Annotated in this window: 17 protein-coding genes; 5 read left to right on the forward strand and 12 right to left on the reverse strand. The window is 59.0% G+C overall.

The features are described 5' to 3' along the window. A partial coding sequence (locus tag V7080_RS04700) for a GGDEF domain-containing protein (RefSeq protein ID WP_334187247.1) occupies positions 1 to 776 on the forward strand: 776 nt, incomplete at its 5' end. On the opposite strand, the gene serS is transcribed toward V7080_RS04700, so the two are convergent. The 4 genes from serS to V7080_RS04720 form a co-directional block, all read right to left on the reverse strand. After that, positions 773 to 2,068 carry a serine--tRNA ligase gene (gene serS / locus V7080_RS04705; protein ID WP_334187248.1) on the reverse strand — a complete coding sequence of 432 codons (1,296 nt, stop codon included), beginning with the start codon at positions 2,066 to 2,068 and terminating at the stop codon, positions 773 to 775. The genes V7080_RS04700 and serS overlap by 4 nt on opposite strands. Before the next feature lie 126 nt (positions 2,069 to 2,194). After that, positions 2,195 to 3,490 (reverse strand): replication-associated recombination protein A, encoded by a 1,296-nt coding sequence (locus tag V7080_RS04710; protein ID WP_334187249.1) that lies wholly within the window; start codon positions 3,488 to 3,490, stop codon positions 2,195 to 2,197. Positions 3,491 to 3,523: 33 nt separating this feature from the next. Further along, positions 3,524 to 4,147: an outer membrane lipoprotein chaperone LolA gene (lolA, locus tag V7080_RS04715; protein ID WP_334187272.1), complete on the reverse strand. Its 624-nt coding sequence runs from the start codon at positions 4,145 to 4,147 to the stop codon at positions 3,524 to 3,526. A 54-nt stretch (positions 4,148 to 4,201) separates the two neighbouring features. Beyond that, a complete protein-coding gene (locus tag V7080_RS04720) occupies positions 4,202 to 6,538 on the reverse strand; it encodes a DNA translocase FtsK (RefSeq protein ID WP_334187250.1) in 2,337 nt (778 codons plus the stop codon). A gap of 297 nt (positions 6,539 to 6,835) precedes the next feature. Between V7080_RS04720 and trxB the strand changes: the two genes are divergently transcribed. Together trxB and V7080_RS04730 are read left to right on the forward strand one after the other, a co-directional pair. Next, entirely contained in the window at positions 6,836 to 7,792 is a 957-nt protein-coding gene (gene trxB, locus V7080_RS04725) for a thioredoxin-disulfide reductase (protein WP_334187251.1), read from the forward strand. 93 nt (positions 7,793 to 7,885) lie between these two features. Then, positions 7,886 to 8,524 (forward strand): Smr/MutS family protein, encoded by a 639-nt coding sequence (locus V7080_RS04730; protein WP_334187252.1) that lies wholly within the window; start codon positions 7,886 to 7,888, stop codon positions 8,522 to 8,524. A 76-nt stretch (positions 8,525 to 8,600) separates the two neighbouring features. Here the strand turns inward: V7080_RS04730 and V7080_RS04735 are convergent, their stop codons facing one another. Then, positions 8,601 to 8,939 (reverse strand): P-II family nitrogen regulator, encoded by a 339-nt coding sequence (locus V7080_RS04735; RefSeq protein WP_334187253.1) that lies wholly within the window; start codon positions 8,937 to 8,939, stop codon positions 8,601 to 8,603. Between the two features lie 18 nt (positions 8,940 to 8,957). After that, the gene (locus V7080_RS04740) at positions 8,958 to 10,571 is read right to left on the reverse strand and encodes an NAD+ synthase (protein WP_334187254.1); all 1,614 of its coding nucleotides are present in this window, start codon (positions 10,569 to 10,571) and stop codon (positions 8,958 to 8,960) included. A gap of 27 nt (positions 10,572 to 10,598) precedes the next feature. Here V7080_RS04740 and V7080_RS04745 point away from each other — a divergent pair, with 27 nt between their 5' ends. Next, positions 10,599 to 11,774, forward strand: a complete 1,176-nt coding sequence (locus V7080_RS04745; RefSeq protein ID WP_442947181.1) for a GNAT family N-acetyltransferase — start codon at positions 10,599 to 10,601, stop codon at positions 11,772 to 11,774. A 252-nt stretch (positions 11,775 to 12,026) separates the two neighbouring features. Further along, positions 12,027 to 13,094 (forward strand): serine/threonine protein kinase, encoded by a 1,068-nt coding sequence (locus tag V7080_RS04750; RefSeq protein WP_334187255.1) that lies wholly within the window; start codon positions 12,027 to 12,029, stop codon positions 13,092 to 13,094. Here V7080_RS04750 and V7080_RS04755 read toward each other — a convergent pair whose 3' ends face one another. From V7080_RS04755 to hemC, 6 genes are all read right to left on the reverse strand, one after another. Next, a complete protein-coding gene (locus tag V7080_RS04755) occupies positions 13,095 to 14,690 on the reverse strand; it encodes an HDOD domain-containing protein (RefSeq protein ID WP_334187256.1) in 1,596 nt (531 codons plus the stop codon). A 141-nt stretch (positions 14,691 to 14,831) separates the two neighbouring features. Then, positions 14,832 to 15,371 (reverse strand): inorganic diphosphatase, encoded by a 540-nt coding sequence (gene ppa, locus V7080_RS04760; RefSeq protein ID WP_334187257.1) that lies wholly within the window; start codon positions 15,369 to 15,371, stop codon positions 14,832 to 14,834. Between the two features lie 181 nt (positions 15,372 to 15,552). After that, entirely contained in the window at positions 15,553 to 16,746 is a 1,194-nt protein-coding gene (locus V7080_RS04765; protein WP_334187258.1) for a heme biosynthesis protein HemY, read from the reverse strand. Between the two features lie 5 nt (positions 16,747 to 16,751). Continuing rightward, positions 16,752 to 17,894, reverse strand: coding sequence for a uroporphyrinogen-III C-methyltransferase (locus tag V7080_RS04770; protein WP_334187259.1), 1,143 nt, complete (start codon positions 17,892 to 17,894; stop codon positions 16,752 to 16,754). Further along, positions 17,891 to 18,658 carry a uroporphyrinogen-III synthase gene (locus V7080_RS04775; protein ID WP_334187260.1) on the reverse strand — a complete coding sequence of 256 codons (768 nt, stop codon included), beginning with the start codon at positions 18,656 to 18,658 and terminating at the stop codon, positions 17,891 to 17,893. Before V7080_RS04775 ends, V7080_RS04770 begins: the two co-directional genes overlap by 4 nt. Then, the gene (gene hemC, locus V7080_RS04780) at positions 18,651 to 19,640 is read right to left on the reverse strand and encodes a hydroxymethylbilane synthase (RefSeq protein ID WP_334187261.1); all 990 of its coding nucleotides are present in this window, start codon (positions 19,638 to 19,640) and stop codon (positions 18,651 to 18,653) included. Before hemC ends, V7080_RS04775 begins: the two co-directional genes overlap by 8 nt. Between the last annotated feature and the right edge of the window lie 168 nt (positions 19,641 to 19,808).

Raw genomic sequence — 19,808 nt, forward strand, 5'->3', positions numbered from 1 at the left:
GAAAACGGTCCTGCACCGCCTTCATGGATGGGAATCCGCTGATCGCCGACAAGGACAGCACACTGCAGGAGTTGAGCCAGAAAATTGTTGCGGCGGACCGCCATCATTTGATGAACGGGTTTGTCATCACCGACCGGGGCAGATATCTCGGCATGGGCACCGGACATGATCTGATGCGCGAGATTACCGAAATGCAGATCACCGCGGCCCGCTATGCCAATCCGCTTACGCTGTTGCCGGGCAATGTGCCGATTGATGAGCACATCGATCGCCTTCTCGGCAGCGCGGTACATTTCACCGCCTGCTACGTGGATCTTGACCACTTCAAGCCATTTAACGATGTGTATGGCTATCGGAAAGGCGATGACGTCATTCAGGCCGTCGGAAAGATACTGAGCGAGCATTGTGATCCCAACCGGGATTTCATCGGCCACATCGGCGGCGATGATTTCATCTTGCTGTTTCAGAGCGAAGATTGGGAAAACCGGTGCAAGGCATGTCTCGACCGGTTTGCCGCTGATCTGCCGATGTTCTATACCGAAGCCGACCGCGAACGCGGCGGCTATATCAGCGAAGACCGGCGCGGTGAGCGCATTTTCCACCCGCTGATCACGGTATCGGCCGGTGTCGTGAAGGTGCAGCCGGGACAATATGGATCGCATCACCAGATCGCCGCCGCGGCGGCGGATGCGAAGAAACAGGCAAAGAAATTACCCGGAAACAGCCTGTTCATCGAACGTCGCGCGGCAGGTTTGTGCCCTGCCGACGACGATTAACTGTGCGGACCGAGGCGAGCCAACCCACCCATGTAAGGCCGGAGCGCCTCCGGAATTTCCACACTGCCGTCCGCCTGCTGGTAATTCTCCAGGATGGCAACCAGCGTGCGGCCCACGGCAAGGCCTGAGCCGTTCAAGGTATGCAGCAGTTCGGGCTTGCCCTGGGCATTGCGGAAGCGTGCCTGCATCCGGCGCGCCTGGAATGCTTCACAGTTCGAGATGGATGAAATTTCGCGATAGGTATTCTGCGCCGGCAGCCATACTTCGAGATCGTAGGTTTTCGCTGCACCAAAACCCATGTCGCCGGTACATAAAGCCACGACCCGGTAAGGCAGGCCGAGCTTCTGCAGGATGCCTTCGGCATGACCGACCATTTCCTCCAGGGCGTCATACGAATTTTCGGGATAGACGATCTGCACCATTTCCACCTTGTCGAACTGGTGCTGGCGGATCATGCCGCGCGTGTCACGGCCATAGCTGCCGGCTTCCGAGCGGAAGCATGGCGTGTGGGCGGTCAGCTTGATCGGCAGCGCATCCGGCGACACGATTTCGTCGCGCACGGTGTTTGTCAGGGTGACCTCCGACGTGGGAATCAGGTACAAGGCCTCGCCCTCGCCTTCCTGCCCGCCTTTTTTCGTGGCGAACAGGTCTGCCTCGAATTTCGGCAACTGGCCGGTGCCGCGCAGGGAATCAGCATTCACCATGTAAGGTGTATAGCACTCGACATAGCCGTTCTCGGTGGTGTGGGTATCCAGCATGAATTGTGCGAGCCCGCGATGCAGGCGTGCGATGGCGCCTTTCATGACGGCGAAGCGCGAACCGGTCAGTTTCGCCGCCACATCGAAATCCAGGCCAAGCGGCGCGCCGACATCGACATGGTCCTTGACGTCGAAATCGAAAGTGCGTGGCACACCGACCTTGCGCACTTCCACATTGGCGCTTTCGTCCTGTCCGGCGGGCACCGATTCGTGGGGCAGGTTCGGAATCGCCAGCATGAATTCGCTCAATTGCGCCTGCACCACATCAAGCCTGTCCGCCGAAGCCTTCAGTTCATCGCCCAACCCTGCCACCTCGGCCATCACGGCGGACGTATCCTCGCCCTTTCCCTTCAGCATGCCGATCTGTTTCGACAAGGTATTGCGCTTGCCTTGCAGTTCTTCGGTTCTGGTCTGTATCTGCTTGCGCTCGGTTTCCAGCGCATTGAAGGTGGCGACATCGAGCTGGAATTTGCGCGCAGCCAGGCGTGCGGCGACGCCGTCGATGTCTTTACGGAGTAATTGGATGTCGATCATGGAAATTGCCGGTCAGGATTGCGAAAGCGACATTGTACCAAGCGAGGACATCGTTCCCCGACGCGCTGCGACTGCATTCGCTTGATGATTGCCAAAGAAAACAAAGCGAACCGGCAATCTTCCGGGTTATTTCTTGCCGTCCTTCTTCGCGTCGCGGTCCAGGGAACGCAGGTATTCCAGTTTTTCGCCGATCTTCACTTCCAGCCCGCGGTCCACCGGCCGATACCATCCCGGCTCCCGCATTCCCTCCGGCAGATAGGTTTCGCCCGCCGCATAGCCTTGCGGTTCGTCATGGGCATACCGATACAGCTTCCCGTAGCCCAGTTCCTTCATCAGCTTCGTCGGCGCATTTCGCAGATGCTCGGGCACCGGCCTTGACTTGTCCTTCGCGATGAAGGCGCGCGCGGCATTGTAGGCGTTATAGACCGCATTGGACTTGGCCGCGCAGGCAAGATAAATCACGGCTTCGGCGAGGGCGAGCTCCCCTTCGGGCGACCCGAGCCGCTCATAGGTTTCCGCGGCATCCAGAGACAGTCGCAACGCCCTTGGATCGGCCAGGCCGATATCTTCCGCAGCCATCCGGATGATGCGGCGCGCCAGGTAACGCGGATCGGCGCCGCCGTCCATCATCCGCACCAGCCAGTACAGCGCGGCGTCCGGGTTGGAGCCTCGGACCGACTTATGCAGGGCCGATATCTGGTCGTAGAAGGCGTCGCCACCCTTGTCGAATCGCCGCAGATTCTCCGCCAGCGCGGTCGCCAGCAAGGCCTCGTCGACTTCCTGCTGCTCATTGGCCGCCGCGGCGCGCGCCACGATTTCGAGATTGTTCAGCAGCTTGCGACCGTCGCCGTCGGCGCTGGCAATCAGGATCGCTTTCGCCTCTGGCGTGAAATCCAGTCCGTCCAGTTCCTGGATGCAGGCACGGTCAACAAGTGCGTCAAGGTCTTTGTCCGACAGGGATTTGAGAACATATACCGCCGCTCGGGACAGCAGTGCGCCATTGACTTCAAACGAAGGGTTTTCGGTCGTCGCGCCGATGAAGGTGAACAGGCCGCTCTCGACATGCGGAAGAAAGGCATCCTGCTGGCTTTTATTGAAACGATGGACTTCATCGACGAAGAGAATGGTCCGGCGCGCGGAATTGGCCTGGACGACCTGCGCGCGTTCGACCGCTTCGCGGATGTCCTTCACTCCGGACAGCACCGCCGACAATGCGATGAACTCCGCAGCAAAGCTGTCGGCCATCAAGCGCGCCAGCGTCGTCTTGCCGACGCCGGGCGGCCCCCAGAGGATCATGGAGTGCGGCTCGCCGGATTCAAACGCCACTCGCAAAGGCTTGCCCGGCCCGAGCAGATGGTGCTGGCCGATCACGTCGTCAAGCGACTGCGGGCGAAGCCTTTCGGCGAGCGGAATGGTTGCCATCATGGTGCGCGGGAGTTGCCCGCAAATGCCGGCTTACTGCTGGAATACATCCGCCCCCTTGGGCGTCTCGAAACGGAACTGGTCCGATGCGATCTGCGGATTTTTTTCAAAGTTCTTGAAGGTCAGCAGCGAGACCTGGCCGAAGGAATCCTTCAACTCCATCGCCATCGGCACGCCGTCTTTCAAGCCGATGCTGATCTGATCGAAGGTCGTGTCCTTTGCTTTCGGAATTGCCTGCAACCATTCGAGCCCGTCCCGGCTACCGGCTTCCTTGAGGGTGAAATTCTTTTCGAGGTCGTTGCTACCGAACAGGATCGCGGCCGGCGACGAGCCGAGCGCGTTGCCGAGCTTGCGGACCGTGACCTGGTTCAGGTCCTTGTCGTAGATATAGAGCTTGTCGCCATCGGCCTGCAAAACCTGTTCATACGGTTTTACGTAGGTCCAGATAAATTTGCCCGGACGGGCAAAGACAAAGGTGCCGGTTGCGGGCGTCGATACCCGGGGAGTACCCTTGCCCGCCTCGTCTGTCTTGATTTGGCGCTGGATGAATTCGCCCTTGGCGGCCTTGGTCGACGACACAAAGGACTTGAACTGGTCGAGTGCTGCCGCCTGCGCCAGCGCAGGCAGTACAGCGGCACACGCCAGCAGCAGTTTCAATGAACCACGGGGAAGGTCGAAACGGGGACGACGGGATTGATCCAAGGCGTTTCCTTATTCGGTATTGCCAGCCGGCACCAATATTTCACGATTGCCGTTGGACTGCATGTTGGAAACAAGGCCGCTCTGCTCCATTTGTTCGAGCAGGCGTGCCGCGCGATTGTAACCGATGCGCAAGTGACGCTGCACCAGGGAAATCGAAGCGCGGCGGTTCTTCAGGACAACGGCAACAGCCTGGTCATACATCGGATCGGCTTCATCTCCTGATGCGCCGCCTTCGCCGCCAACCGCAAGCTCACCGCCGTCTTCGGAAGTTCCCCCTTCTAAGATTCCCTCAATGTAATTCGGTTCCCCCTGTGCCTTGAGGTGACTCACCACCCGGTGCACTTCCTCGTCCGATACAAATGCCCCGTGCACACGAACCGGCAAGCCCGTCCCCGGCGGCATGTAGAGCATGTCACCCATGCCGAGCAGGGCTTCCGCGCCCATCTGATCAAGGATGGTGCGCGAATCGATCTTGCTGCTGACCTGGAAGGCAATGCGCGTCGGGATATTCGCCTTGATCAGGCCGGTGATGACATCAACCGATGGGCGTTGCGTCGCCAGGATGAGGTGAAGGCCGGCGGCGCGCGCTTTCTGCGCGATGCGGGCGATCAGTTCTTCCACCTTCTTCCCGACCACCATCATGAGATCCGCCAATTCATCGATGATGATGACGATCGTCGGCAATTTCTCCAGTGGCTCCGGCGCATCCGGCGTCAGGCTGAACGGATTCGGAATCTTCTCTTCGTTTTTCTCGGCCTCGGCGATCTTGGCGTTATAGCCGGCAAGGTTGCGCACGCCAAGCTTCGACATCAGCTTGTAGCGACGCTCCATTTCAGCCACCGCCCAGTTCAGCGCATGGCCCGCCTGCCGCATGTCCGTGACGACCGGTGCCAGCAGATGAGGAATGCCCTCGTACACCGACATCTCCAGCATCTTTGGGTCGATCAGGATCATGCGCACAAAATTCGGATCGGATTTGTACAGCAGGGACAGGATGGTCGCGTTGATGCCGACCGATTTGCCCGAGCCGGTGGTACCCGCGACCAGCAGGTGCGGCATCTTGGCCAGGTCGGCCACCACCGGGTTGCCGGCGATGTCCTTGCCAAGCGCAACGGTAAGGCTGGACGAACTGTCGTTGTAAACCTTGGACCCGAGGATTTCTGTCAGCCGCACGATCTGGCGTTTCGGATTCGGCAGTTCCAGCCCCATGAAGTTCTTGCCTGGGATGGTTTCCACAACGCGTATCGAGGTCAGCGACAGCGAACGCGCCAGGTCGCGGGCAAGATTGACGATCTGGCTGCCTTTCACCCCGGTCGCCGGCTCGATTTCATAGCGGGTAATGACAGGGCCTGGATATGCCGCAACGACCTTCGCCTCGACGCCGAAGTCGGACAACTTCTTTTCGATCAGGCGGCTGGTGAATTCCAATGTTTCAACGCTGACCGTTTCCTGCGCCGGCGGTGGTTCGTCCAGCAGCGACAGCGGGGGCAGGTTGGTATCCGGCAGGTCGGCGAACAGGGAGACCTGCTTTTCCTTTTCGACCCGTTCGGACTTCGGCACGGCGACCACCTGCGGCTCGATGCGGATCGGCGGCGCCTCGACAATCTTTGCCCGCTCCTGCACTACCGTCACTTCCCGCTTGACGGCGGCAACCTGGCCCGCCCGGCGGTCTTCGCGCGCCGCATACAGATTGCGAAGGGATTCAATCGCATGTTCGATGGCGCCGCCGATACGTTCGGCGACAGACAACCAGGACACCTGGAAAAACAGGCTGAAGCCGACACCGAAAATCAGTAACAGAAACAGGGTGGCACCGGTAAAGCCGAAGGCTTTCTGCGCAGCGCCGCCGATCAATTCGCCGAGAACGCCGCCTGGTGCGCGCGGCAATTGCAACTTCAGCGAATACAGACGCAGATACTCGATTGCGACGCTGCTGAACAACATCAGTCCGAATCCGAAGGCGCGGATCCAGACTTCGTGCATATGTTCCACCTCCGGCTCCTTCTGCAGCAGGAATCGCTGGGACAATCGCCGGTAACCGACGAAGGCGGAACGCATCGCTAGCACGCACCACCACCACGCCGAGGCGCCGAAAACAAACAGCATCAGATCGGCGAGCCAGGCACCAAGGCGTCCACCCCAATTATTAAGTTTCGGAACCACGCTAGCCTGGGACCAGCCGGGATCCAGCTTGGAATAAGTGAGGAAAATCAGCAACAGGTACACCGTCATCCCCGCCAGGGCAAACCATCGCGCCTCGGAAAGCAGGCGCACAAGGCGGCCCGGCAACGGCTGGGCCTGATTTGCATTGGTATTGCGATTGTAGGCTTGGGTTGTTTTGGTCATAAATCAGGGTAATGCAGTGATATGGGCGCGGGAGGCGGTGTGTTGTTCTTCGAACATGGCGCAATTCGTGGTGCAATTCGCGGCCGCCGGTGCTGCCGATGCAGGTTCGACTATAATCTTAACCAGTTTTCCGTTGCCTTACTGCATAAATGCGGCCCGTGTTGAAATTTCGCAGGACGGTGTCATATGTAGTCGACAGAAGCGGTGCCGGAGGTACCTTGATTCATGTCGATTGCCATGACGATGCACGGCGCCCGCACTCTTCCGATTGTTACCTTCATCGTTGATCTTAATCTTATGCCTACCCCAAAACACGCTCATGTACTGATCGTCGGCTCCGGACCGGCCGGTTACAGCGCTGCCGTCTATGCCGCACGCGCGAATCTCAAACCCGTCCTGATTACCGGTGTCGAACAGGGTGGCCAGCTCATGACCACCACCGATGTCGAGAACTGGCCGGGCGATCCCCTTGGCGTGCAGGGTCCCGAACTCATGCAGCGCCTGTTGCAGCATGCGGAACGATTCAATACCGAGATCGTTTTCGATTACATCCACACCGCGAAACTGACGGAGAAGCCGATCCGCCTGATCGGCGATTCGGGCGAATACACCTGCGACGCGCTGATCATTGCCACGGGTGCGTCGGCCCAGTACCTGGGATTGCCGTCGGAAGAAGCCTTCATGGGCAAGGGTGTATCCGCATGCGCAACCTGCGACGGTTTTTTCTACAAGGGCCAGGACGTGGCAGTGGTGGGCGGGGGCAATACCGCGGTGGAAGAAGCGCTGTATCTCTCCAACATCGCCAACAAGGTCACGGTGGTGCACAGGCGCGATAAATTCCGTGCCGAAGCCATCCTGATCGACCGCCTGATGGCGAAGGTTGCGGAAGGCAAGATCGAAGTGAAATGGAATCACACGCTGGAAGAAGTCACTGGCGACAATAGCGGCGTGACCGGCATCCGGATCAAATCCACCACCGATGGCAACGTGACGGCATTGTCTTTACATGGCGTTTTCATCGCCATCGGCCACAAGCCGAACACCAGCATTTTCGAAGGCCAGCTGGAAATGAAGAACGGCTACATCATCACGAAAACCGGCCTGGAAGGCATGGCAACGTCGACGAATATTCCGGGCGTCTTTGCTGCCGGCGACGTGCAGGACCATGTGTACAGGCAGGCCATCACCAGTTCCGGCACGGGGTGCATGGCCGCGCTCGACGCGCAACGCTATCTGGAAAGCGTTGCGCAGTAAACGACATCAGGGATTCACCAACGGCGGCTTCGACTCTTCAATGGTCCGGAGCCGCCTGCGCCGCCTGCCGGCGCGAAGGTACAAGGACACATCATGTCTGGCTCCATCAAGGATTTTGCCGCGCTGAAGTCGCTGCGCAATGAACTGAAGGCACAGGAAGAACAACGCAAGGCCGCCGAAGCCGAGCGCCTGGAACGTGAAAAACAACTACGGGCAGATACAGACCTGTTCCGCCGCAGCATCGGCGATGTTGCGCCGCTTACGCCCACCGACAAGACACATTCGCCCCCTCCCCGTCCGCTTCCCATTGCGAAGCACCACCTTGCCGACGAACAGGCCGCGCTGGAACAGTCACTATCGGATGAATTCAATGTCGATACCCTCCTGGATACCGATGAAGGGCTGAGTTACGCTCGCGAAGGCATCAGCTCCGATACCGTTCGCAAACTGCGCCGTGGCCACTGGGTGATCCAGGGACAGCTTGATCTGCATGGCATGCGCCGCGAGGAAGCACGGGAAGCGCTGGCGGAGTTTCTTCGCAATGCGGTCAAACGCGGGCAGCGTTGTGTGCGCGTGATTCACGGCAAGGGGCTTGGATCGATCAACAAGGAGCCGGTACTGAAGAGTAAAGTCCGCAACTGGCTGGTACAGAAGGACGAGGTCATGGCGTTCTGCCAGGCTCGTGCCGTGGATGGCGGAGCGGGAGCGTTGGTCGTTTTGCTGAAAGCTTGAGCATATTCGATCCAGCCCGGATTCCGCCATGCTGCTGCCGGGCTTCGGCATCTATCGATACGGGACGCGATACGATTCAAACCGCATCGACGCCGGTTTCGCCGGTGCGAATCCGGATCACCTGCTCCACTTCGGTGACGAATATCTTGCCGTCCCCGATCTTGCCGGTGCGGGCTGCCTTGATGATGGCATCGACTGCCATGTCGACGACATTATTGTCGACCACGGCTTCGATCTTCACCTTCGGCAGGAAATCGACCACATACTCCGCGCCGCGATACAGTTCGGTGTGGCCTTTCTGACGGCCAAATCCCTTCACTTCCGTTACCGTCAATCCGGTCACGCCTATTTCGCCCAGCGCTTCGCGCACTTCATCCAGCTTGAAGGGCTTAATCACAGCGGTAATCAGTTTCATCACAACTCCTTTTGAATGTTACTCATGAAATCCGGATGTGATCGGGTAGCGCCAGTCGCGGCCAAAAGCGCGGTGCGTGACGCGAATACCGATCGGCGCCTGACGGCGCTTGTACTCATTGATCTTTATCAGCCGGGTGACGCGCTCCACATCGTCCTTACGATACCCCGCGTCGAGAATCTCGGCAATACTGCGATTCTCTTCCATGTACATCTGCATGATCCCGTCCAGCACCTCATACGGCGGCAATGAGTCCTGGTCGGTCTGGTCCGGCCGCAGCTCTGCCGACGGTGCACGGGTCAAAATCCGTTTCGGGATCACGTCTGATATCGAATTGCGGTAGTCGCAGAGACGATACACCAGCGTCTTCGCAATATCCTTGATCACCGCGAAACCGCCTGCCATATCGCCGTAGAGCGTGCAGTAACCAACCGCCATTTCGCTTTTGTTACCGGTAGTCAGTACGATGCTGCCGTACTTGTTCGACAGTGCCATGAGCAGCGTACCCCGGATGCGGGCCTGGATGTTTTCTTCGGTGGTGTCCTGTTTCAATCCCCGGAATTCTTTTTCCAGCGTTCCGCGGAACGCTGTGAAGCAATCCAGAATCGGAATTTCGTCAAAGCGCACGCCAACCCGTGCGGCCATGTCGCGGGAATCCAGCCACGAGATTTCCGCTGTATAGGGCGAAGGCATCATTACGGCTCTTACCTTGTCGGCCCCGAGCGCATCCACCGCCACCGCGAGCGTCAACGCTGAATCAACCCCGCCGGACAACCCGATCAGCACGCTCGGAAAACCGTTCTTGGAAACATAGTCGCGCACACCCAGTACCAGGGCTTGGTAAACCTGCGCCTCGACCGGCATTTCTGGCGCCCTGAAACCCGGGGTCGGGACGCCGTTGATGAATTCAATCACTTGCAGGTCCTCGGCGCAATGACGCAGTTGCGCGCACACCGCGCCGGCCTGGTCCATGACAAAGGAGTTGCCGTCAAATATCAGTTCATCCTGGCCGCCGACCAGATTCGCATACACCAGCGACAGAAGCTGCCGGCTCACGTTGGCACGCATCACATCATGGCGCAGGTGCGGCTTCGTCATGTGGAAAGGCGATCCGTTTGGCACCAATAGCACTTGCGCCCCGGCCGCTCTCGCCCTGGCAGGTGCATGGGGTGACCATGTATCTTCGCAGATATTGATACCGAAGCGCGTACCCTTGACATCGAAGACCAACGCTTCGTCGGCCGACGAAAAATATCGCTTTTCATCGAATACCGTGTAGTTCGGCAAATCGTATTTCCGGTATGTGCCGCAGAGGCGGCCATCGACCAGCACCGATGCCGCGTTGTATCGTTTACCGTCCTCCAGGACGGGATGGCCGACAATCACATGCAGGCCTTTCAGATCGGAAAGACGCACAGCGAGCGCTTCCAACGCCTGGGCCGATTTTGCGTAGAATGCCTCCCGGAGCAGCAGGTCCTCGGGCGGATACCCAACCAGCGAAAGCTCCGGGGTCACAACGATATCTGCGCCCTGCACGGCGGCGCGGCGGGCAAACGAGTCAATTTTCTCGGCATTGCCGGCAAGGTCGCCGACGGTACTGTTAATCTGGGCAATGGCGACTTTGACTGTCATGTTGGTGTGCTGCGCATTGATGCGTGCATGAATCCGAATGAATACTTGTTAGAAATTAGTTATCGAGTGAATTATCGCACGCGAATCGTTTCTTCCTTATCGGAAATCGGCCAGGCCGCCTGGGATGGATTGCTGGCTACCCAGGCCGATGCAAATCCGTTTCTTTCCTTCGCTTTCCTGCATGCACTCCACGAATCGGGCTGTGCATCGGCGAAGACAGGCTGGCAACCGCAATTCCTGACCCTGTGGCGGGACGACCGGCTGGACGCTGCAATGCCGCTCTATCTCAAGAACCATTCATACGGCGAATATGTGTTTGACTGGGCCTGGGCCGATGCCTATCGCAGAAATGGGCTGGAATACTATCCAAAGCTGCTATCGGCAATCCCATTCACACCGGTCAGCGGAAGTCGCCTGCTGGCGCGCGACGCGGATTCGGAAACGGCCCTCATCACCGCACTGCGTACCCTGCAGGACGGCAATGACGTCTCGTCGACACACATCCTTTATCCGCCCGAAGCGCAGGCAAAGCGACTGGAGGACAGCGGCTACATGCTGCGCAGCGGCGTGCAGTTTCACTGGCTGAATGAAGGGTATGCCGACTTCGACGCCTTCCTGTCGACGCTGGAGCGAAAAAAAAGCAAAAACATCCGCGCCGAGAGGCGCAAGGTTCGGGAAGCCGGCATCGATTTCCGGCATGTCCCGGGCATTGAAGCTACCGAGGCGGATTGGCGTTTCTTCAAGCGCTGCTACGATCGCACCTATGCGGAACATTATTCTACGCCCTACCTGAACCTGGATTTTTTCAAGCGGATCGGTGCGACGATGCCCGAGAATCTGCTGCTGATCGTCGCGCAGCGGAACGGCAAGGCGATCGCCTCGTCCTTGCTCGTGCATACGGAGCAGACCTTGTACGGTCGATATTGGGGAGCGCTGGAACAGGTGCCTTGCCTGCATTTCGAAACCGCCTATTACCAGCCGCTTGAGTTCTGCATCGCACGCGGCATTGCCTGCTTCGAAGGCGGCGCGCAAGGTGAGCACAAAATGGCGCGCGGCTTCCTGCCGCAAAAAACCTGGTCCGCACACTGGCTGGCGCATCCTGCTTTTGCCGATGCCATCGAGCGTTTCCTCGCACAGGAAAGCGGCGGCATCGATTCGTACATCGATGAATTGAACGACCACACGCCATTCAGGACGAGGTAAGCCGGCGAGCGCTTCACGATTGCGATGCGTATCTCCGACATCCGTTAAAACAATCGCTTACCACTCAAGGTTTTTGAGAACTCCTTCGCACATTCCTTCCTCCATGCGCTTACTGACTATCGATTACATTTCTGAAAATGGAAGTTCAGTCGGGTTGCCTGCAGGCCACATAAATGTTAAAAAAGCGTCAATTGGATGATAGCTGTTTTATAATTCCTCGCCATTCACGGGACTTTCGGGCTTCAACCCATCATGACCTTTCCGACCGCCGCTTCACTCGTGCCAGACAGTCCCGCCGTCAATCGGATCGGGCGTTTTTACATTACGCGCGAACTCGGCCGCGGCTCCGTCGGCTGCGTGTATCTCGGCCATGATCCGGTGATTGCACGCGATATCGCCATCAAGACCTTCAAGCCGCGCCTGTCCGCCGCGGACAGAAACAAGCACGAGCAGCACTTCATCAACGAGGCCAGGGCAGCCGGAAGGCTGTCGCATCCGAATATCGTGACCGTCTACGATGCGTCCAGCGAAGGCGGAAGCACCTATATCGCGATGGAATACCTCCAAGGACATGAACTGAACAAGATCCTCGCCAACGGCCACAGGTTCCTGCCGGACGAAGTGGCCACGATAGGATGGAAGATCGCCGACGCACTGGATCACGCCCACCGCAACCAGGTCATTCATCGCGACATCAAGCCCGCCAATATCTTCATGGTGAGGGACGACCAGCCAAAACTGGTCGACTTTGGCATCGCCCGTTCGCCGAACCGCTTGCCGGACCAGGACGCGGGAGCAGATGAACCATATACGCTGTTCCGCAACAACAATCTTCTCGGTACGCCGAATTACATGTCGCCGGAGCAGGCGTCCGGCAAACAGGTGGACGAGCGTACCGATATTTATTCGCTCGGCGCAGTCATGTATGAAATGCTGACAGGCCGGAAGCCTTTCGAAGCCGGCGACACCGCGAACTTGCTGCAACAGATTGCCTACAAGGCACCGCCGCCGCCGTCCGAACTCGATCCGAGAATCCCGGTGGCTCTGTCGCAGATCGTCATGATGGCGATGAGCAAAAAGCCTGAAAAGCGTTATCCGAGCGCCGAAAAAATGGCGCTCGACATCAAGCGCTTCCTGATGCGGGAACGCCGTGCAAGGCGAAGCCTTCAGATTCCGGTTGCGACGCTCGAACAAAAAGACCCGGCCGCCGATACGCCGGAGCAAGGCAAGCTGGCATGGGTCATCGCGACATTGTTGTTGGCGGTCGCCGCCGGATTCATGGCAATCGCATTCATGCGAGACACGATAGGCTGGTTCTGATCAGCTGCGGGTCTGGAGTGCACCGACAATCTGCGCTTTCAGCGTTTTGATCAAGGCAGTCTCGTCGGCCGGCACACCTTCCGGGGCAGGCTGCGTCCGGTCGGCGTAAAACAAGCCGATGGGTTTGTGATTGACTACCAGGGGCAGCACGATGAAGCTGCGCGCATCCGGAAGCAAAGTGCGGTGCCACGCCGGCAGCAATGAACGAATTTTTGGCACGGCCGCATCGGAAATCATCAGATCCGCTTCTTTTTCCAGCGCGAGACAAAACAAGTCGTTCTTCGCCGTCAAGGGGAAGGCGAAACCAGCCTGGCGAGCGGCATTGTTGTGACCAATCGATATACGCGCACGGTAGGTGCCGCTCTGCATATCCCGTAAACACACCGTTGCGAAACGAAATCCCATGCTGCCATACAGCGTCTCCAGAACCAGCAGCATCAGGTCATTCACTTTGCATTGGCCCGACGCCATCATCTGCGTCACATCCTGCATGCCGGCCAACAACAGATCACGGGCATTGACCGGCTTTCCGCTCTGGTGGCGTTCGGTGACTTGCAGGTGGCCTTCATCGCCGCCTGCCAGCAGCAATTCCTCGGGCAGGCCCTGCTCCGCCGATTCTCCACTTTGATCGTCGACGACTGCATCGGGAGCAATGCCATCGAGGGCAAGGCCGGTATTGCTGATCAATACCCGCGATTCCCGTGCGACGTTCATGAACAATTCACTCAGCTTTTCCTGGTCAAGATTCAGGGCGGCGCCAAAGCGGTTGAGCAGCGCCGCACTGGCGGCGTGTTGCCCCGTCTCGCTCACATGAGGAATGAGGCTCGCGGCGGCGCTGCTGAATGCAGCCACCTGCTGCATCCATTCCTGCCTAGACCTGGCCGGTTTTAATACCCCAGAGGGAAGCGGTGCCAGCGCATGAATGATGGTGTCCGGCATCCGCCATTCCTGCAGCACCGCATCCGCCAGCGCATCCAAGCTGCATCCAAGGACTTTCATCGCGGCCTGCAACGGCGCAAGCCCGCCTTCGATCAACACCACGATTTCGCTATACGAGGCATGGTCATGAGAGGCAACCAGGAGCTTCCCGATGTTCTTGAACAGCGCTGCGATCGCCGCTTCTTCGGCATCCTTGAAGTGGCTGCGGCGGGCCATTTCCCTTCCAAGAATACTGGCGGTCAGCGAATGGCATAGCTCGACACGGACGCTGCGTGCATGCTTGCCCGACATGCCATCCACTAGCAGCATCGCCAACGCGCAGGTTTTCACCGTATCGAAGCCAAGCAGGAAGATTGCCCGAGATACCGTCGTCACCGGTGTTCCGGCGGCAGTCCGGTAGACGACCGTATTGGCAATACGCAGGATTTTCTGTGTCAGCGCGACATCGGACAAAATGAAATGAGCGAGGTTTCGTACCGCTTCGTCGCCGGATGAAGCCATTTCGACGACACGTGAAATGGAACTGCCCAAAGATGGAAGATCGGACTCGGCACTGATTTTTTGCAGCAGGCGGTCACGCGCTCCGGTGGCGTCGTCGCTGCTGAAAGCCGGGGAAGCTCCGTCGATCTTCGACGGTCCGGCAGGCTGAAATACCACTTGAAGAACTCCCGATCATGCTGCAGTAGCGGCCTATGATGACGTATCCCGACTGAAATGTCGATGCACAGGGGCAAGATCGCAACGGCATAAAAAAGGCGCACCGGACAGTGCGCCTTTTATCAGAGCAGGAACCAATTGTTACTTCGACTGCGCTTTCCGGTATGCTTCGACGCCAGCGAGGATTTCTTTCCGCGCTTCGTCCGGACCGTGCCAACCCTCGACCTTCACCCACTTGCCTTTTTCAAGATCCTTGTAATGCTCAAAGAAGTGTTGAATCTGCTGCAGGCGCAAGTCGTTCATGTCTTCCGGCTTCTGCCAATGGGTGTAAATCGGCAAAATTTTATCGACCGGCACTGCCAGCAACTTTGCGTCGCCGCCGGCTTCGTCCGTCATCTTCAGGACGCCAATCGGACGGCAGCGAACGACTACACCCGGGAACAGCGGAAAAGGCGTGACAACCAGCACATCGACCGGGTCGCCGTCATCCGAAATGGTTTGCGGGATATAACCGTAGTTGCAGGGGTAGTGCATCGCGGTACCCATGAATCGGTCCACGAAAATGGCGCCGGTCTCTTTGTCCACTTCATATTTGATCGGATCGGCATTCATCGGGATTTCGATGATGACGTTGAAATCGTTCGGCAGATCCCGGCCGGCGGAAACTTTATTCAAGCTCATGATGATCTCTTCGTAGTCAGGGGAATTTTTGAATCCGCGAATTATAGCGGCTTTCAGAGTGGCATTGTGCGTCGCAGCAGGCTCCGCACTTGATGAGGCGCAGATCATTGGTGCTTGAACTGGTCCGGCCAAACAGGCACTCGGACCTGCCCGTCGAGGCAAGCCGGAAGGACTCCTTACTTCAAATGGCGGTCGCCAATGCACATCGGCGGTAATGTTCCGCCGCTTCTTCCGGCTGGTTCAGGCCCTCGTGCAATTGTGCAAGCTTGAGGTGCGCCTGTCTCACGGTAGCGGCGTCAAGCGCATCAGACAGCGCCTGTTCGAGATGAAACTGTGCTTTGCCCCATAGCTTTTGCCGCAGGCATAGCGTTCCGAGCGTCAATTCCAGTTCCGCATCGCCCGGCCGCGCTTTCGCCCACTCTTCGCAACGTTCGATCTGTGCCAGCAACGAGGGCGAGCCCAAGGTCGCCGATTCCCCGTATGCCCGTATCAGGCGATCATCCCATTCGGTCGCCAGCGCTTTTTCCACCAGGCGGCGGGCGTCGTCATGCAAACCCTTGGCATTGAACGCAGCGGCCGCCCTGCAGGCGACATAAGGCTGCAATTGCTCGTCCGAAGGTATGCCGTTCCACATGCGGCGCAAGGATTCCGCATCATGACTTTGATCGGACAACAGATGTTCGTAAGCGAGTTCGCGCAGCCTTCGGGACAAGGCGGAATGCAGTGCGTTGCGTTTATCGAGCAGGCGCACGAGCCGAAGGACCTCGGGCCAGTTCTGGGATCGCTGATTGGCTTTCAGGGCCAGCCGTAACGCATGGATGTGGCGGGTGCCGGTTGCCTGCAATTCATTGACCGCCTCGAGTGCGGTTTCCGGCTGCCGTTCATCGATCAGCAACTCGATGGCGGTCATCAGGCGGGCCGTCTTCAACGCGCCGTCCTGGTGCGCTTTCGCCAACCAGGTATCGCGACGCTCGGGATGGCCCAGGCGATGAGCCGCCCTTGCCGCGATCAGGGCGGACAGTCCTGTGTTGTCCTGGCTTTGCGAGGCGCGGGCGGCGGCCTTTTCGGCATGGCCGAAGCGCCCCTCGAACAATGCTTTCAATGCATCGCGCATCGCCTGGTTACCTTCGCGTTCGCGCTTTTCACGGCGGTACGCGGCAACCCGCTGCGGCATTCGCTGGGCATCGCGAATCGCGTTCAGCATCAGGTAGAGCGTGACGAACACGAGCAGCAACAGCAGCAGGAAAAAATTGAGCGACAGGTCTACCCGGTATGGCGGGTAAAAAAACACGACGTTTCCGGGATTGAAGCGTGCGCCGACCGCCAGACCGATGGCGGCGGCAAAAAGAATGACGAGCGAAATAAAGATACGCATGGCGGCTAGGGATTGGCTTTGTAGTTGCGCACCGCGTTCAGGCTTTCGGCAAGTGTCGGCATCTCGATTACCAGGTTGGTGCCCTGCACCTGACGCAACAGCGCCTGTGCATTTTGGGTTTGCTTGGCCCGGGTATCGAAATATTTCGAAATGGCGTCCTGTGCTGCAATCAGGTCGCTGCGGAACGCCGTCTCGTTGCGACTCAGGAGTGCGAGGCGCGCATTCAACAGCCGCAGCTTCAGGTTCTCGCGGGCGTAATACGCTTGTGTCGGGGACAATAGCAATGCCTCCGGCGCTTCGACGTCCCGCACCCGGATCAATTGCCGGATCTCGCTCCACATTTCGCTGGTCCAGCTATGCCATTTCTCTTCCAGAGCGGCGAGCCATTCCGATGCCGTGCTGTTGCCGGCGTCGGCTTTTCCGCCGGGCGCATCCGTTGCTGGACGGGCATTCCTCGGCTTGGATGCCGGAAGAAGCGGCTTTTCATCCGACAGAAGCGGCATGCTGTCGACGAGGCCGATGGCACTGTCGAGTCGCAGGGCCACACCCGTCATGTCCACATTGGGAAGTGACCGCAAGCGATCGAGGTCCTTGGCGATGGCGCGGCGGATGGTGATGAACTGCGGCTGATCGGACCCCGAAAGACGGGAATCGGCATTCTGCAGCGCGATCAGCGCCCCTTGCACATTGCCGGCAAGCTGCAATTGCTGGCTGGCGGTCGACAATACCTGCTCGATTTCAGCCAACGCCCAGTCATCGCGGTTCTTGGCCAGGTCCTGGTAGAGCTGTTCGAGCGCGAGCTGCTGGCTTTGCGTTTCGACCTGCTTGTTTTCCTGCACGCTGACCTTGGCTTCGAGTTCGCGCAGGCTGTCCTGCATCGACTTCACCAGCACCTTGGTTTCGGTATTCAGCGATTCACCTGTCTTCAGGCGCTGTGCAATTTCCTCGCGCAGGCTGGAGATTTGGTTATGCGACGCCCACCACTGGGCAGCCAGCAGAAGGGCAAGTACGCCGAAGGCGACATAGATCAAGCGGCGCAGCCCTCTTGTGCTGGTGGCGTTGCCCGGGACCGCGTCCGGCCAGCCGTGCTGCGAGGGCGCGTGCGAATGAGAAGTACCGGGAGAGGAGGAGGATGGCAAATCGTTCATGCTCGGGATTGTAACGCGGCAAGTAACTGTTCGTCCCCTGAGCCGGTCAGGGTTACGTTGGGAAAGCCCAGTGCACGTGCCGTTTCGGCAATACGCACGTGCGGGACAACGAAATGTTGTTGTTGCAATTTGGCGACGCCGTCGGAATCCCCGGTCCGTTCCACCATCGCCGTCAGAATGCGCAGCGCTTCGGAACTGGTGATGATCCAGTCGTACGCACCATCGAGCAATTCACCAAGCTGCCGGCGACGGCTATCGTCGAATTCCGGCGCGGCACGACGGTAGGCGGCGACTTGCGTGACGTCGATCCCGGCCGAACGCAAGGCATTGGCAAGCAGTTCCCGGCCGTTTTCGCCCCGCACGATCAACACCCGCTTGCCGCGCAGTGCGGCAAGGTCCAGGGCCTCCAGCAGTGTTTCGGAATCCGTCTTCAAGGGATCGAGCGGACTGTAGATCGTCGCGTTGCCTGCATTCAGGCCATGCCGCGCAAGCGCGGCACGGCTGCCCTCACCCATCACCCCGATCGCCACGCCCGAGGGCCAACGCGGCAGTTCCGCGAACATTGCATCGATTGCATTGGGGCTCACGAAGGCTGCCATCGCATACTCCTGCAACTCGCTTGCCGCCTTGCGCAATGGCGCGGGATCGGCAAGGGGATGAATCTCCAGCAATGGAAACAGGACCGCCTCCATGCCGAGAGACGCCATCCGCGCCGCCAATGGCTGCGCCTGCGCCATCGGCCGGGTGATGATGATTTTATGCATCCATCGCTTTGCAGGCGGCCAGGATGGATGCCGCGTCCTGTGCCTGCAGCGCATCGGCGATCCGCCGGCCGACGTTTTCGGGATCGGCTGACAGGCCGGACAGGTCCGCGCTGGCCATGCGCCTGCCATCCGGCGTGGCAACCATCGCGCGCAGACGCAGCACGTCCGCATCGACGGTCGCGAACGCGGCAAGGGGAATCTGGCAGCTGCCGCCGAAGATGCGCGACACGGCGCGCTCCGCGGTGACGGCCTGCTCGGTCGCCAGGTGTCCAAGCGGCGCAAGCAATCGGCGCAGGTCGTCGCGGCTGGAGAGAATCTCGATTGCCATCGCGCCTTGCCCAGGCGCCGGCAGACTGAATTCCGGTTCGATCAGGGCGCGAATTCGGCTCTCGAGGCCCAGGCGTTTCAATCCCGCGGCGGCCAGGATGATCGCCGCATATTCACCGCGATCGAGCTTGCCAAGACGGGTATCGAGATTGCCGCGCAGTGGACGAATGACCAGCTTCGGATACCGCGCGGCCACCAACGCCTGGCGGCGCAGGCTGCTGGTGCCAACCACGGCGCCGTCCGGCAACTCGTCGAGCGACGCGAAATCGTTCGAGACGAACGCATCGCGGGGATCTTCCCGCTCAAGTACCGCCGCAAGCGCGAAACCTGCGGGCAATTCCATCGGCACGTCTTTCAGCGAGTGGACCGCGAGATCGGCGTGGCCTTCCTCGATCGCCACTTCGAGTTCCTTGACGAACAGGCCCTTGCCGCCGACCTTGGACAGGGTACGGTCGAGGATGCGGTCGCCCTGCGTAGTCATACCGAGAATTTCGACACTGCACTGCGGATATAATGCCGACAATTTCGATCGCACATGCTCGGCTTGCCAAAGCGCGAGCCGGCTCTCGCGGGAGGCGATCACCAACTTGGAAGGGATGGGTGTATTCAAGACCGGTTTCTTTCTGTTTCGCTGATGGATTTCGCATAGACGCATCGAGCACGCCGGTAGGGCAACTCGCATCAGCGACGTTGAAAACCATACCGACCCGTTAGCATCAATGCATTTCCAGCAACCTGTTTTCGAGCGCGGATTTTATCATGCGTCGATTCGAAAACTTCCTGCAAACACCGGCCAAAGTCCGTCATGTTTGCGTTCAACCCG

Origin of the sequence: Noviherbaspirillum sp., from assembly GCF_036846085.1 — a bacterium.
GTDB lineage: Bacteria > Pseudomonadota > Gammaproteobacteria > Burkholderiales > Burkholderiaceae_D > Noviherbaspirillum.

What these genes read in the sequence shown, in the direction of transcription:
- serS (WP_334187248.1), bottom strand. Translation starts at nt 2,068, where the DNA reads ATGATCGACATCCAATTACTCCGTAAAGACATCGACGGCGTCGCCGCA.
- V7080_RS04710 (WP_334187249.1), bottom strand. Translation starts at nt 3,490, where the DNA reads ATGGCAACCATTCCGCTCGCCGAAAGGCTTCGCCCGCAGTCGCTTGAC.
- V7080_RS04720 (WP_334187250.1), bottom strand. Translation starts at nt 6,538, where the DNA reads ATGACCAAAACAACCCAAGCCTACAATCGCAATACCAATGCAAATCAG.
- trxB (WP_334187251.1), top strand. Translation starts at nt 6,836, where the DNA reads ATGCCTACCCCAAAACACGCTCATGTACTGATCGTCGGCTCCGGACCG.
- V7080_RS04730 (WP_334187252.1), top strand. Translation starts at nt 7,886, where the DNA reads ATGTCTGGCTCCATCAAGGATTTTGCCGCGCTGAAGTCGCTGCGCAAT.
- V7080_RS04735 (WP_334187253.1), bottom strand. Translation starts at nt 8,939, where the DNA reads ATGAAACTGATTACCGCTGTGATTAAGCCCTTCAAGCTGGATGAAGTG.
- V7080_RS04740 (WP_334187254.1), bottom strand. Translation starts at nt 10,571, where the DNA reads ATGACAGTCAAAGTCGCCATTGCCCAGATTAACAGTACCGTCGGCGAC.
- V7080_RS04745 (WP_442947181.1), top strand. Translation starts at nt 10,599, where the DNA reads ATGAATCCGAATGAATACTTGTTAGAAATTAGTTATCGAGTGAATTAT.
- V7080_RS04750 (WP_334187255.1), top strand. Translation starts at nt 12,027, where the DNA reads ATGACCTTTCCGACCGCCGCTTCACTCGTGCCAGACAGTCCCGCCGTC.
- ppa (WP_334187257.1), bottom strand. Translation starts at nt 15,371, where the DNA reads ATGAGCTTGAATAAAGTTTCCGCCGGCCGGGATCTGCCGAACGATTTC.
- V7080_RS04765 (WP_334187258.1), bottom strand. Translation starts at nt 16,746, where the DNA reads ATGCGTATCTTTATTTCGCTCGTCATTCTTTTTGCCGCCGCCATCGGT.
- V7080_RS04770 (WP_334187259.1), bottom strand. Translation starts at nt 17,894, where the DNA reads ATGAACGATTTGCCATCCTCCTCCTCTCCCGGTACTTCTCATTCGCAC.
- V7080_RS04775 (WP_334187260.1), bottom strand. Translation starts at nt 18,658, where the DNA reads ATGCATAAAATCATCATCACCCGGCCGATGGCGCAGGCGCAGCCATTG.
- hemC (WP_334187261.1), bottom strand. Translation starts at nt 19,640, where the DNA reads ATGCGTCTATGCGAAATCCATCAGCGAAACAGAAAGAAACCGGTCTTG.